This is a genomic window from Mycolicibacterium chitae, from assembly GCF_900637205.1.
GTDB lineage: Bacteria > Actinomycetota > Actinomycetes > Mycobacteriales > Mycobacteriaceae > Mycobacterium > Mycobacterium chitae.
On the sequence record NZ_LR134355.1, the window covers coordinates 4,466,858 to 4,479,370 of the forward strand.

A 12,513-nucleotide genomic window follows, 5' to 3' on the forward strand; every position below is an offset into this window, starting at 1 on the left:
GTACTGCCACCTGCGGCGTTACAGGCGCAGCGGCCGTGAAACTCGTTCTGTCCGCGCGGCGTCGGTGCCCCCAACACCGGGTAGCTACCACCGTACCCATGCGAAGCTGAACGGGTGAGCGCCCCAGCGGATGCGGTCGACTTCCACTTCGATCCGATGTGCCCGTTCGCCTACCAGACCTCGCGGTGGATTCGCGAGGTCCGAGACCAGACCGGACTGACGATCAACTGGCGCTTCTTCAGCCTCGAAGAGGTCAACCGCGCCGAGGGCAAGAAACATCCATGGGAGCGCGACTGGTCCTACGGCTGGTCACTGATGCGGATCGGTGCGGGGCTGCGCCGCGTCGATCCCGCGCTGCTCGACGACTGGTACCGCGCCATCGGCCACGAACTGCACGATCTCGGCGGCAAGCCGCACGACCCGGCCGTCGCGCGGCGGCTGCTGGCCGACATCGGGGCCCCCGACGACGTGTTCGACGAGGCGTTGGCCGACCCGTCGACCCACGACGAGGTCCGCGCGGATCATCAGCGGGTCCTCGATGCGGGCGGTTTCGGGGTGCCGACGCTGTTCCTGGGCGAGCAGTGCCTGTTCGGCCCGGTCCTGGTGGACCCGCCGGTAGGCGAGGCGGCGCTGACGCTGTGGACGGTGGTGACGGGCATGGCCGCGCTGCCCCACGTGTACGAGTTGCAGCGCCCCAAGACCGCCGCGGACGCCGAACTGATCGGCCGCAGTCTGCGGCCCTACGTCGAAGGTCGGGACTGGGTGAGCATCAACCGCGGCGAGGTGGTCGACCTGTCGGCCCTCACCGCCGAGAAGAAGCTGCCGGACACAAATCCCCAGGACGGGGTGTGATCCCGCTACTTCTGGATGAAGTTCTGGTAGGCCTTCGACGGGGTGGGGCCGCGCTGGCCCTGGTACTTGGAGCCGACCTTCGCGCTGCCGTAGGGGTGCTCGGCCGGGCTGGTGAGCCGCAGCAGGCACAGCTGGCCGATCTTCATGCCGGGCCACAGCGTGATCGGCAGGTTGGCGACGTTGGACAGCTCCAGGGTGATGTGCCCGGAGAAGCCCGGGTCGATGAACCCGGCCGTGGAATGGGTCAGCAGCCCGAGCCGCCCCAGCGACGACTTGCCCTCCAGCCGGCCCGCGAGGTCGTCGGGCAGCGAGCACACCTCCAGCGTGGAGCCCAGCACGAATTCGCCGGGGTGCAGCACGAACGGCTCCCCCTCGCCCGGCTCCACCAGGGTGGTCAGCTCGTCCTGGCGCTGCGCGGGATCGATGTGCGTGTACCGGGTGTTGTTGAACACGCGGAACAGGGTGTCGAGGCGGACATCCACGCTGGACGGTTGGACCAGGGTGTCGTCGAAGGGCTCGATGGCCAGCCGGCCGGCGGTCAACTCGGCCCGGATATCGCGATCGGAGAGCAGCACCCGACGAGACTATCGGCTGGTGATGCTAACCTTCCTAGCCACACACCGCCGATGTAGTTCAATGGCAGAACATCAGCTTCCCAAGCTGAATACGCGGGTTCGATTCCCGTCATCGGCTCCACTGTTTACGCAGGGGTTCAGATCCCCGTGCACAGCGCCACGAATGGGATCGGCGCGCAGATTCCCACCGAGAAACCCGGTGTCAGATCGCCGTTCCACGCCGGCGGCGGGGGTGGCGGAGGCGGCAGCGGTGCGGCCACGCACGTATTGGTCGGCGGATCGAACACGGTACCGGCACCACATTCGGCGGCGTTGCCCGTTGCCGGCGCGCCGAGAATTACGAATGCCAGCGGCAGCACCGCTCCTGCGGCGCCGATGGCGATACAACGGATCGTGTTCATCTTTCGCAGGCCTCCTGAAGCTCCCCCGCCCTGCTTGAACAACGAATCTACGCCGCCTGAAGTGCCTCGCTCAAGGAAATTGACGACCCGGTAGACCGCCTTGATCTGCGCAAGCCCTTGCGGGGTGCTACAGCCCGCTCCGGCCGCTCCGGTCGGCAAGAAATTGCCTTCGGCGTCAAACTTTGCTGCAGGACGGATCAATCGGCCCAAACCGCAGCGACGGCGTTACAACCTTGGCAGTGTTGGTAACCATGGCAGCGGGGAGATTCATCGGACGAGTCGGCGGTTTGGCAGTGGCATTGGGGGTCGGGGCGGCGGCCGCGACCGGCCTGGGCCCCGGGGTGGCGACGGCCGCACCCGATGGATCCGGATCCTCGGCGAGCTCGGACGCCAAGTCGAACGCCAAGACGGAAACCAAGTCCGATACCGACACCAAGGCCAAGGACCGCGAGACCACCACACGAGAAACGGCCGATCCGTCCTCGGACGCCAAGTCCGAGGCCGAGCCGAAGCGCCCCGGGAGCGCGGCACAGCAGACCACCGACCGCGTCCGGTCGACGTTGGACCGGCTGAGCCAGCGTCAACGCCCAGGTTCGGCGCTACGGCGCGCCGTGCGCGACGCGCTCGACGATATCGCCGACCGGCCAGTGCGGCCGTTGCCGACGGCCAAACCCGAGCGACCGGCCCCGGAGGCCGGGGTCATCGACTGTCGTGGAGCCGGACCTGCCGGCCGGGACGGTCCTCGATCCGGATGTTGATCAAGACGTGGAAGCGGGCGCGGACGCCGAGGTCGATACCGGCGCCGAACCCGAGCAGTCCCGACCCGCGGTGACCAAGCGCCCGAGCCACTCGGCGCTGCGCGAACAACTCGAGCAGCGCCTGACCGTGCCGGCGGTCGCGACCATCGCCGAGCCCACCGCCATCGACGACCCCGATCCCGTCGAACGCCTCGCCACCCCGCGCAACGTCGTCACCGAGTTGCGGGCCGTGGCCGCCGAACTCAGCGCCGCCGTGGTGCCCGAGTCGCTGCGCATGCCGGTCACGCTCATCCCGGTCGAGCCCAGCGCGGCAGCACCGGAGATCGAGCCGCTCCCGGCACCGTCGCCGCCGCGCGTCCTCGCCAGTGCGGTCTCGACCCTGTTGGGCGGGCTGTCGAACCCGTTGGGGGCGGGCAACTCGCCGCTGGCGCCGGCGACCTCCCCGGCGTTGTGGGCGGCGCTGGCGGCCGCGCGCCGGGAGATCGGCTTGGTCGAGCCGACCCAGATCCTCAGTGCGGCAGCGAAAGTCCAGCAGACCGTGGCCCCGCTGGCGGTGGCGAGCGTTGCCGATCAGCCCATCGGGTTGGCGCCGGGCATCGTGGTGTCCCCGGAGTTGCTCGAGCACGTCACCCGCACCGCGCCGGCGGGACTGCTGGATCAGTTCACCAACGCGGCCCTCGGTGTGATGCGCCAGATCTCGGACGTGATCGGCGTGAACATCGCCTTCGAGATCTCCCGGTTGATGTCCTCGGACAGCCCACCGTGGTTCACCACGCTGGGCCTGTCGGTCACCCAGGACACCTACGGGCCCGACGACGAGCAGCAGGTCTGGGTGATCGCGCCGAAGAACCCGTCCGGCGAGTACGTGGTGGCCCTGCACGGCGGTGGCTTCCAGATCCGACCCAACGTGCTGCAGTGGCTGGACTATGCCTCGATGGCCCGGGAAACCGGCGCCACCGTGATCGTGCCGATGTACCCGCTGGCCCACGAGGGAGGCGACGCCGCCACCGTGGTCCCGCCGGTGGCCGACTACATCACCGAACTGACCAACGAGTACGGCGCCGACAACGTCAGCATCTACGGCGATTCGGCAGGTGCGCTGATCGGGATGCTGGCCGCCCAGGAGATCCTGCGCCGCTGCAACGAGCAAGGCGCCGGGCGCGAAAGCTGCCTGGCCGACGACATGCCCACCCAGATGGTGCTGATCTCACCGGCGCTGGGCGGCCACACCATGTTCACCGACCCGAATGTGGAGCTGGTTGACGATCCGGTGTTCTCGGCGGCGATCATCAACGACCCGGACTCGGTGGACTGGCAGGGCGACCTGTCGATCGATGACCCGCTGTGGAACCCGATGTACGGGCCCACCGAGGGACTGCCGACGACGGTGATCTACGTCGGCACCCGCGACATCGCGACCCCGGGCACGCTGCTGTTCGCCGAACGGCTGCTCGACGAGGACACCGACGGCGACCCGAACCTGCGAATCGTGATGGGAATGGGCCACATTCACGACTGGGCACTGGGCGGTCCGGCCTCCAACACCGAAGCTTCGAAGTGGCGCGGCGCCATTTACCGCGAACTCGGATTGACCGACCAGCAGGAGCTCTAGCCGGCCGGGTCAGCGCAGGTAGATCTCGGAGCCCGTCGGGTAGCCGCCGCCCTTGGTGGTGATGTGCACGTGGTCGTAGTGGCCGTAGCCGCCGGCCTTCGCTCCGCCGGGGGTGAAGTACACGCCGCGCCAGATGGCGTCCTGCAGATCGAACCGCTCGGCGTTCTTCAGCACGAACGCCACGATCTCGTTGCCCAGGGCGATGCCCTCGGCGCTGGAGTAGTTGGGGATCATTACATCGATCGCCAGGCCGTTGGGATGCCAGCGCAGGGCGTCCGGACGCACCCCGCCGATGCTGCTGATCTCCGGGAAGGCCGCGCTGACGGCCCGGGCCGCCAGGATGGTCTTCACCTGCAGGCCGCTCTCAGGGGCCACGCCGACGGGCAGAGCCACGCGGGCGGCGCGGTCGGCGGCGACCCGCCAGTGCGACGCGGCGAGGGCCTGTAGTGGCTGTCCGGGCTCGCCGGTGCTGGCGGCCTTGTGCAGCGTCGCGGCGCCGGTAAGGCCGGCGGCGACGATTTCCATGCCGCAGCAGGCCTCGGCCTGCGCGACGACGGGTTCCACGATGTCCTGGGCGATGGGGGTGGCGCCGCTGCCGGCGGCCAGGAAAGCCGCGGCTGGCGCGATCATCGCCGCCAGCGCAAACGGCGACCTCCGCCGTCGCGTTCTGGCCAATGCATGCCGACCCACAGCAAGCACCATAACGGTTTAGTAACGGCTGTCCAGCTATCAATCAAGATCGGCCCTTCCGGCGCTCTTAGCTTCCGCACGCGTAGGCGTGCGTGCCGACGTGGCCGGCCTTGCCGCCGACGCACAGCGGGAACGCGCCGGCGGCTCAGCACTCACCGGGCTGCGAGAGCGCTTGTACCTAGGCTTTTCCCGAAATCTCTCGACGCGCGTCGAACGGCTGTGCGCTACCCGGCCCGGTCGCCGACCCGGCGGTTCTCGCGGGTGCTCCAATAGGCCAAGCCCCGAGCTACCGGTACAAGAAATCTCACAATTGGCTTAGCAAATTGCGTCTTAGTGAGCCTCGCTGCGGCGCGATTCCTTCTTCGCCTTGGCCGGCTTGTCGGCACCGTCGGATTCCTTCGTCTTCTCGCGCGGCTTCTTGCCCTCGGTGAGCTTCTTGACGCTGTCCCGCACGGCGGTGCGCACGTCCCGCAGGCCTTTGCGCTCCCGGGTCTTCTCGGTGCCGGCTTCCTCGGCGTCCTCCGCCACCTGCCGGGCCAGCAGGCCGCGCCGCACCGGCGCGGCGTCCCTGTCGTCGCCCTCGCCGGCGTCCTGCCGCGACTCGGGCTCCCGCACCAACGACGCCAGCCGCCGGGTGATCGTCTGCCGCGACTCGGCCTCGATCGGACCGTCGATGTTCCGCGGCTCCGGTTCCTCACCCCGGGGCGTCAGCAGCCCCGGCGGCGCGGTCCACTCGTCGCGGCCCACCAGCGGACCGATGTCCCCGTAGCCCCCGTGCAGCAGGCCGTCGACGACGTAGCTCGGCGCCTTCACGACCGCCTGCACGAACCCGGGGACGTCCCCGGTGGTCATCGGCCGAAAGATGCCGGCGTGGGCCTCACCGGCGCCGCCGATCGCGCTCACCGCCGGCCCGATCGCGCGGACCAGGGCGTAGTCGTGAAGCCTCGAGAGGTCCTCGATCTGCTCGGCGTAGTCGGGGAACTGTTCGGTCAGCACCTGCGTGGTCGTCCGCTTGAGCGGACCGCTGACCAACGGCACCAGCGGCAGCAGCGCCATGTCGGCCACCCGGCTGTAGTTGCGCCCGGTCAGCCGTTCGTCGGGCCAGTCGTCGACCACCGTGTTCCACAGTGCGGGAACATCGGTGGTGGCCGCCGCGAAGCTCTGCTGCAGGGTTTCGACGGCGGCCGCCGCGAGGAGCTCGCCGTAGTTGGCGGTCGGCGCCACGGCCACGGAGACGACCCGCGGCGACATCGCGACGACCTCGGGTTCCGGAACGGCCGCTACCGTCGACCAGGTGATGACGCCGGCGCCGGCCAGAACCGTTGCCGCGCTGATGGATCGACGGAATTGTCCCATGGGGATCTGACCGTAGTGGACGCCGCGGCGGATCGGTGGCCTACGTAGCGCGGGCCGGCGTCAGTGGATGCGGGGCAACGGAACCCGGTCGCCCACTTCGCCGTTCTCGTCGCGCAGGGCCGAGGCGGCCAGCCCCTCGCGCAGCAACCAACGGGCGAGCTCGAGGGTCTCGACGATCTCCGCGTCGGTCAGCCGGAGTCCGTCGGGCTGCAACCGCAGCGCGATCACCCCGTTCCAGGCGCCCCACAGGAATCGGGTGAGGCGCGCCGAGTCCACCGGGCGCGCCTCGCCGACGGCCACCGCGCGGTCGATGGTGGCCGCGAACTGCGCGAGCAACTCGCTGACCTGCTCCCGGATCCGCGTCTCGATGTCGTCGTCGGAGGACACCGGCGTCAGGCCCGGGTTGCGGTGCGCCAGAAAGTGAAACGCCCCCGGATGCTCGAGGTGGAACCTCAGGTAGGCGTCGCCGCCGGCCAGCACCTGCTGCAGCGGGGTCAGCGTGTCGTCAGCGCCACGGGCCATGTACTCGGCGAACAGCGCCAGCGAACGCTCCACCAGATGCAGGTACACGTCGCGCTTGCCGTCGAAGTGGGTGTAGATGGAGCCGACGGAGATGTCGGCGGCGGCCGCGACCTCCTCGAGACGCGCGCCCTCGTACCCGGCCCGACTGAAGACGACCTCGGCGGCGTCCAGGATGGTCTCGCGCATGCGGGCGCGCCGACGCTCGGCCCGCGCGACCGCCTCGGGCGATCGGGTGGTGGGCGCCTTACCTGCGGTCACGTCGGCAAGGATAGGTCACCCCATCAAATCGAATATCGGTTCATTTTTTGAATGCCTCTACAAAATACGGCCCGAGGGTGGCATTCTGGCCTGGTGTCCGAACACACCGACGTCGTGATCGTCGGGGGCCGCTGCGCCGGGTCGGCAGCGGCGATCGCGTTTGCCCGCCGAGGCCGCAAGGTCGTCGTCGTGGACAGCGCCGCGTTCCCCTCCGACACCCTCTCGACGCATCTGCTCTTCCCGCCGCACTGGGCCGAACTCGACAAGCTGGGCGCTCGCGAGCGGGTGCTGGAGCTCGGTGCCCCGCTGCACATCCGGGCGGGCATCGGCGCGCCGGGAGTCGAACTCGTCGCGACCTACAGCGCCTACGACGGCTGGGCCGCCGGCGGTTGCGTGCGTCGCCCCGGCCTGGACCTCGCGCTGGTCCAGACGGCCCGCGAGGCCGGCGCCGAGGTGCGGGAACGCGTGCGGGTCACCGGCCTGGAACGCGACGCCACGGGCCGGGTCACCGGGGTGCGCTATCGGCGCCGGCACGGCGAGGACGGCACCATCACCGCGGCGTTGGTCGTCGGCGCCGACGGGCGCGGTTCCACGGTAGCCCGATTGGTGGGCACCCGCGAACACCACCGGTGGGACAACCAGCGCATGATGGCCTACGCCTATTACGAGGACTGCCACGACGACCAGCGCGACGTCGCGATGCAGTGGCGCAACAACGACGACCTGGTCACGGTGTTTCCCTGTGACGGTGGACAATTCGTCGCGTTGCAGATGCCGCCGGCATGGCGTGCCGACGAGTACCGCACCGACCCCGAGGCCGCGTTCGCCGCAGCGATCCAGCGGATCCCGCCCTACGCCGAGCGGCTGCGGGGTTGCACGCGGGTCGGCAAGGTCATGGTGTCCTACTCGCACCCGTCCTACTTCCGGCATTCGCACGGGCCGGGGTGGGTGCTGGCCGGTGACGCCGGGCATTTCAAGGATCCGGTGACCGCGCAAGGCATTCGCGACGCGCTGCGGTTCGGGCGCCTGCTCGGCGAGGCCGCGGCCCCGCACCTGGACTCCCCCGCCGCACTCGACGCCGCGCTGGCCGCCTGGGAGATCGACCGCGACGCCCAGTGCCTGCCGATGTATCAGTGGGCCAATTCGTTGGGCCGCGACGACACCGTATCGGTGATCGAGTCGGCCGCCTACCGCTGGTTCGCCGCCCGCCCCGAGCGCACCACGGCGCTGCTGGATGTGTTCTCCCGGAAGCGTTCCCCGACAGAGGTTTTCGCTGCGCGACGGCTGATGGTCTGGTTGGCGGCGGCCGCGCGCGATCCCGAGGTCGATCGTCGGGAACTGCTGCGCACCCTGGGCCGCGATGCGCGTCGGGAGTTCGATCGGCTGGTGGAATACCGGATGTTCGACCGGCGCCGCGCAGCATCCGCCCGCGCCCTGGCGGCCCAGCCCGCCGGGGCAGGGGCCACCGTCGCGCCGGTGCCGGTCGACTAGGAGTCGGCGGCGTCGTCGGTCTCGTCGAGCGCGGTCACCGCAATGCCGTAGGGCAGGAACCGGACCTTGCGCTTCGGGTCGGTGTTGTATTTGTTGGCGCGCAGCGCGTCGAGTTCGGTGGCGTAGACCTGCTCGACGGTGGCGGCGCCGTTGTCGTCGACGATGAAGATGGCCCAGACGCCCTCGCCGGTGTCGCCGGTGGTCTCGGGTTGCGGCTTGGACCGGCGGCCGAACTCGTCGAACAGCACGCCCCAGCCGGCCCGTTCACCGGTCGATTCGAACACCTTGCCGAACGCGTCGCGCAGGCCCTCGCCCGCTTCCCGGACCATCCGGTCGAAGTCCTCCGGGTCGAAGCCAAACGGCCCGTTGTTGCTCATCGCAGCCTCCATGACGGCAGTTCCCGCACCCACTGCGGTCTTCCCAGTGTGCGTGAATTCCGCGGCGCGCGCCACGACGGGTTACTGCTGCGGCTGGCCGGGGACCGGAATCGGGATCGGCGGCAACCCCGGAATGTTGAGGTGCGTCGTCGTCATCGGCGGCGGCCGGGTGGTCGTCGTCGTGGGCACGGTCGTCGTGGGCACGGTGGTGGTGGGCACCGTCGTGGTGGTCGTCGGCGGCGGCGTGGTCGTCGTCGTTGTGGTCGTGGTGGTGGTGGTGGTCGTCGTGGTGGTCGGCGGTTCCGTGGTGGTCGTCGTGGTGACCGGCGGCGGCGGTGGCGGGGCCACCGGTTCCGGCGGGGGTGGTTCCTGCGTGACGGTCACGACGGGCGGCGGGGGCGGCGGCGGTGGGGGCTCCGGCGGCGGTGGCGGGGGTGGTTCCACGGTGTCGGACACCACCGGGATCGTGAAACTGGTGGGCGGGCTGGGTTCGGTGCTCGTCGACTGGGTCGTCAGCGTGTAGGCGACGCCACCGAAGGCGACCAGCGCGATCGCGGCGGCCCCGCCGATCGCGAACTGCGGCACCCGGTACCAGGGCCGCTTCGGGGCCTCGATTTCCCCGGTCGACGGGGTGTACTCGATCTGCGGGCGGGCCCCGGTCTCGTCGATGGCGTAGGGGTTGGACGCCGCGTACGGGTCGGACCCGGTGTAGTGATCGGGGCCGGTGTAGGGCACGGGGTCGGCGACGGCGTCGTCGTCCTGTGACCAGGCCAGCGCCCGGAAGGTGGAGGACTGCGACGGGTCGGGCGCGGCGATGGGCAGTCCGGCGCCCGCGGTGGCGGCGTCGCCGATGGCGGTGCCGATCCCGGTGGGCGCCTCGGCCTCCGGGCGGGCCGCAGTCAGCGCGGCCCCGACGGCGGCGTCCAGGTCGGGCCGCGGGGTGGTCACCACCTCGGCCCGGCTCAGCTCGGAAAGCCGCTGTGTGACAAGCGGAATGCTGGCGCCGCCGCCGACGGTGGCGACCGCGGTGATGTTGGACCACACCAGCCGGTGCCGGTCGAGCAACTCGTCCAGCGCGGACAGCACGCCGTTGACCGGCTCGGCGATCGCGGTTTCCAATTCGGTTCGGGTGAGCCTGATCTCGGAGCTGAACCCGGGCAGCTCGACGGCCAGGGTGGTGGCGGTCTCGGCCGAGAGCCGTTCCTTGGCCCGTCGGCATTCCTCGCGCAGCCGGACCAGCGAACCCACCGCGGCGGTTGCCGACGGGTCGGCCTCCCCGCGCTGCGAGACGCCGGCCAGCACCGTCGTCAGCAATGCCTGATCGATCTGGTCGCCGGAGAAGTCCGGGTAGCGCAGGGTTTCGCCGATCGGCTGGAAACCGTTCTCGGCGTCGGCCAACGTGATGCTGGTGCCGCTGGCACCGAAGTCCAGCAACGCGACGATACCGTTTCCGGTCAGGCCGGGGTCGGTCTGCAGCGCCGTCAGCGCGGCGGTCGCATCCGCCACCACGCGCGGGGCGACACCGTTCGGGGCCAACACCGGATGCTCCCGCAGTGCGGCGCCGAACGCGCGCACGGTCCCCGAGGGCCAGTACGACGGCACCGCGATGACCAGATCGTCGGTCGGGGTGCCCACCAGGGCGGCCAGCGCGGCGATGAGCAACCGGTCGGCACTGTGGCTCGACCCATCCGGTGCCACCAGCGGGACCGGATCGCCGACGCGTTCGACGAAGCCCCTGAGCACCTGTCCCGGCTCGTCGAGATTCGGATTCTCCGACGGCAGGCCCACTTCCGGCGGGCGGTGCGGGTACAGCGTCAGTACGGCGCGGCGCGTCAGCGGTGAAGCTCCAACACGCGCCACCACCAGGTTGGTCGTCCCGATGGACAACCCTGAGGGGTCCGTCACTACCTCTACCTTGCGTCCTACAGGGGCTGCGGCCAGTGCTCCACCCTAGACCCCGCGCGTACCGGGTCGGACCAACGACTCGGTCACGAAGCTATGACGACGTCATCCGGGTGGTCCACGCCAACGGCAGTTTTCCCATGGTGGCAAACCCGGCTGGGGCCGCGCACACCGCCGGAATGACGTTGACGGCCTGCATCGCGGTGGCGATGCTCGCCGAGCGTACGTGCTCGGACATGGGGACGTCGCGGGTGAAGCTGGCCAGGGCCATCAGGTGGGCCTGTAGCGACGGCGTGCCCTCGAGGGTGATGGTCCAGCCGCGCCGGGGTGCCGGCCAGTGCGCGGGTTGCGGTTCGCCGACGGTCTACAGCGTTTCGACCTCGATGCGGGTGCGTCCGGCCGAGCGGCCCGCAGCGTTCGCCCACTGCAGGACCCGGTAGGTTACCGGGTCAGACCACGGTGAGCGGCAGCGACTTTCGCTCCTCGAAGGCGAAGGTCGCACCGCCGCTGAACTTCGCGACCTCCACCTCCGGGGCCACCTTGTGCGCGGTGTCGCCGGCGGCGAGTTCCAGCGTCCAGTCGGTGTCAGTCCCCGTGACGTGCACGTCGATGTGCGGGTCGATCGCGGTGGCGATGGCCTGCAGCGGCCGGGTCTCCCCCGGTGTGCACAGCGCAATCCAGGTGCCGTCGTCGTGGGCGACACTGCGGTGCACGTGCATGCGGCCACCCTCGAACTCGGCGTCGACGTAGCCGTTCGGGTTGACCAGCGGGTGCAGTTCGAGCGTGCGCAGCACCCCGTCGAGGCCGTCGGGCAGCTTGAGCGCCTTGTGAATTCGTTCCGCGGCCAGGCCGGCCAGGCCGATCAGCTGCTTGGTGCAGATGTCGCGGGCCTGGGACTCGTCGGTGGCGCGGGTCTTGACGGCCAGCACGTAGGACAGGTTGAGCAACTGCATCTGCAGGCACACCTCGTCGGCCAGTCGCACCAGGGCCGACTTCGAGTACGCCGCGAAGTCGAAGTCGCTCACCAGGGCTCCGGAATAGTCGGACTGCCCCTCGTCGTCCGGGTCGATGGGCGCCAATTCCCAACTGGCGGCGTGGGTCTTCTCGATGATCGCCAGCGGCGGCAGGCCGGACACCTCGGGGTAGGACTCGTCGATGATCACCGTCCACGCGCAGTGCGGTTCCCGGTCGGCCGGGGTGCGCGGCGGCCGGTGGATGGGCCGGATCTGGGTGCGCGGATTGGTGGCCACCGCGGTGGCGTCGAACGTGGGGTCCTCGATGTCGTGGCACATGCCGCGGACGTACTCGTCGCCCATGGGTTCGACGTCCAGCAGTGCGCCGCAGTGGTCGAGGTAGAACTCGCCGTGCCAGCGGTCATGCAGGATGTAGCGGAAGTCCATGAACTGCGGCGGGGCGCCGATGTCGAGTTGCATGCCCTTGAAGATGGTGGGCACGTCGTCACCCTCGAAGTTCAGCGCGCGCTGCATGCGCTTGGTGTAGATCGGGCTGGCGCCGGCCCACTCCTCGATGGCGATCTGCAGCATCTCTTCCCGGCCGAAATTGCTGATGCACCAGGCCATTCCGGACCTGTCGATCATCTGTCCGATGAGCAGCAGTTCGGGCAGCAGCGTCGCGAGTTCGGCGCGCGACAGCGATTCGAAGCGACTGGGGGCTGTAGTCACCCTTCTAACATAGAGTCGTTAATGTTATAAAGTCAAC

Annotated in this window: 13 protein-coding genes and 1 tRNA gene; 5 read left to right on the plus strand and 9 right to left on the minus strand. The window is 69.7% G+C overall.

The genetic code is table 11. The annotated features are described in order from the left end of the window. Nucleotides 1-156: 156 nt before the first annotated feature. Nucleotides 157-852 (plus strand): mycothiol-dependent nitroreductase Rv2466c family protein, encoded by a 696-nt coding sequence (locus EL338_RS21450; RefSeq protein ID WP_126337013.1) that lies wholly within the window; start codon nucleotides 157-159, stop codon nucleotides 850-852. A gap of 5 nt (nucleotides 853-857) precedes the next feature. Here the strand turns inward: EL338_RS21450 and dcd are convergent, their stop codons facing one another. Next, a complete protein-coding gene (gene dcd / locus EL338_RS21455; RefSeq protein ID WP_126335587.1) occupies nucleotides 858-1,427 on the minus strand; it encodes a dCTP deaminase in 570 nt (189 codons plus the stop codon). Nucleotides 1,428-1,474: 47 nt separating this feature from the next. Here dcd and EL338_RS21460 point away from each other — a divergent pair. After that, nucleotides 1,475-1,548 (plus strand) — tRNA-Gly (locus EL338_RS21460). Between the two features lie 16 nt (nucleotides 1,549-1,564). Here the strand turns inward: EL338_RS21460 and EL338_RS26670 are convergent. Continuing rightward, nucleotides 1,565-2,029, minus strand: a complete 465-nt coding sequence (locus EL338_RS26670) for a hypothetical protein (RefSeq protein ID WP_235666243.1) — start codon at nucleotides 2,027-2,029, stop codon at nucleotides 1,565-1,567. A 92-nt stretch (nucleotides 2,030-2,121) separates the two neighbouring features. Here EL338_RS26670 and EL338_RS21470 point away from each other — a divergent pair, with 92 nt between their 5' ends. Both EL338_RS21470 and EL338_RS21475 read left to right on the plus strand, forming a co-directional pair. Continuing rightward, nucleotides 2,122-2,586, plus strand: coding sequence for a hypothetical protein (locus EL338_RS21470; RefSeq protein ID WP_163791827.1), 465 nt, complete (start codon nucleotides 2,122-2,124; stop codon nucleotides 2,584-2,586). Then, the gene (locus tag EL338_RS21475; protein WP_126335589.1) at nucleotides 2,540-4,198 is read left to right on the plus strand and encodes an alpha/beta hydrolase; all 1,659 of its coding nucleotides are present in this window, start codon (nucleotides 2,540-2,542) and stop codon (nucleotides 4,196-4,198) included. The genes EL338_RS21470 and EL338_RS21475 overlap by 47 nt, the downstream gene beginning before the upstream one ends. A gap of 9 nt (nucleotides 4,199-4,207) precedes the next feature. Here EL338_RS21475 and EL338_RS21480 read toward each other — a convergent pair whose 3' ends face one another. From EL338_RS21480 to EL338_RS21490, 3 genes are all read right to left on the minus strand, one after another. Continuing rightward, complete coding sequence (locus tag EL338_RS21480; protein WP_126335590.1) at nucleotides 4,208-4,888, minus strand: VldE C-terminal domain-containing protein; 681 nt, start codon at nucleotides 4,886-4,888, stop codon at nucleotides 4,208-4,210. 330 nt (nucleotides 4,889-5,218) lie between these two features. After that, nucleotides 5,219-6,244: a hypothetical protein gene (locus tag EL338_RS21485; protein ID WP_126335591.1), complete on the minus strand. Its 1,026-nt coding sequence runs from the start codon at nucleotides 6,242-6,244 to the stop codon at nucleotides 5,219-5,221. A 60-nt stretch (nucleotides 6,245-6,304) separates the two neighbouring features. After that, nucleotides 6,305-7,024 (minus strand): TetR/AcrR family transcriptional regulator, encoded by a 720-nt coding sequence (locus EL338_RS21490; RefSeq protein WP_235666244.1) that lies wholly within the window; start codon nucleotides 7,022-7,024, stop codon nucleotides 6,305-6,307. A 93-nt stretch (nucleotides 7,025-7,117) separates the two neighbouring features. On the opposite strand from EL338_RS21490, the gene EL338_RS21495 reads away from it, so the two are divergent. Further along, nucleotides 7,118-8,515 carry an NAD(P)/FAD-dependent oxidoreductase gene (locus tag EL338_RS21495; protein ID WP_179967119.1) on the plus strand — a complete coding sequence of 466 codons (1,398 nt, stop codon included), beginning with the start codon at nucleotides 7,118-7,120 and terminating at the stop codon, nucleotides 8,513-8,515. On the opposite strand, the gene EL338_RS21500 is transcribed toward EL338_RS21495, so the two are convergent. The 4 genes from EL338_RS21500 to EL338_RS21515 form a co-directional block, all read right to left on the minus strand. Next, entirely contained in the window at nucleotides 8,512-8,892 is a 381-nt protein-coding gene (locus EL338_RS21500) for an Rv0313 family protein (RefSeq protein WP_126335593.1), read from the minus strand. The two genes, EL338_RS21495 and EL338_RS21500, sit on opposite strands and share 4 nt — an antisense overlap. A gap of 81 nt (nucleotides 8,893-8,973) precedes the next feature. Then, nucleotides 8,974-10,797 (minus strand): Hsp70 family protein, encoded by a 1,824-nt coding sequence (locus EL338_RS21505; RefSeq protein WP_126335594.1) that lies wholly within the window; start codon nucleotides 10,795-10,797, stop codon nucleotides 8,974-8,976. A 91-nt stretch (nucleotides 10,798-10,888) separates the two neighbouring features. Then, entirely contained in the window at nucleotides 10,889-11,065 is a 177-nt protein-coding gene (locus EL338_RS26870) for a hypothetical protein (protein ID WP_179967120.1), read from the minus strand. Nucleotides 11,066-11,243: 178 nt separating this feature from the next. After that, the gene (locus tag EL338_RS21515; protein WP_126335595.1) at nucleotides 11,244-12,476 is read right to left on the minus strand and encodes a hypothetical protein; all 1,233 of its coding nucleotides are present in this window, start codon (nucleotides 12,474-12,476) and stop codon (nucleotides 11,244-11,246) included. Between the last annotated feature and the right edge of the window lie 37 nt (nucleotides 12,477-12,513).

Excerpts from the sequence above, each read along its gene's own strand:
- EL338_RS21500 (WP_126335593.1), bottom strand. The coding sequence starts at position 8,892 with ATGAGCAACAACGGGCCGTTTGGCTTCGACCCGGAGGACTTCGACCGG.
- EL338_RS21450 (WP_126337013.1), top strand. The coding sequence starts at position 157 with ATGTGCCCGTTCGCCTACCAGACCTCGCGGTGGATTCGCGAGGTCCGA.
- EL338_RS21485 (WP_126335591.1), bottom strand. The coding sequence starts at position 6,244 with ATGGGACAATTCCGTCGATCCATCAGCGCGGCAACGGTTCTGGCCGGC.
- EL338_RS26870 (WP_179967120.1), bottom strand. The coding sequence starts at position 11,065 with ATGGCCCTGGCCAGCTTCACCCGCGACGTCCCCATGTCCGAGCACGTA.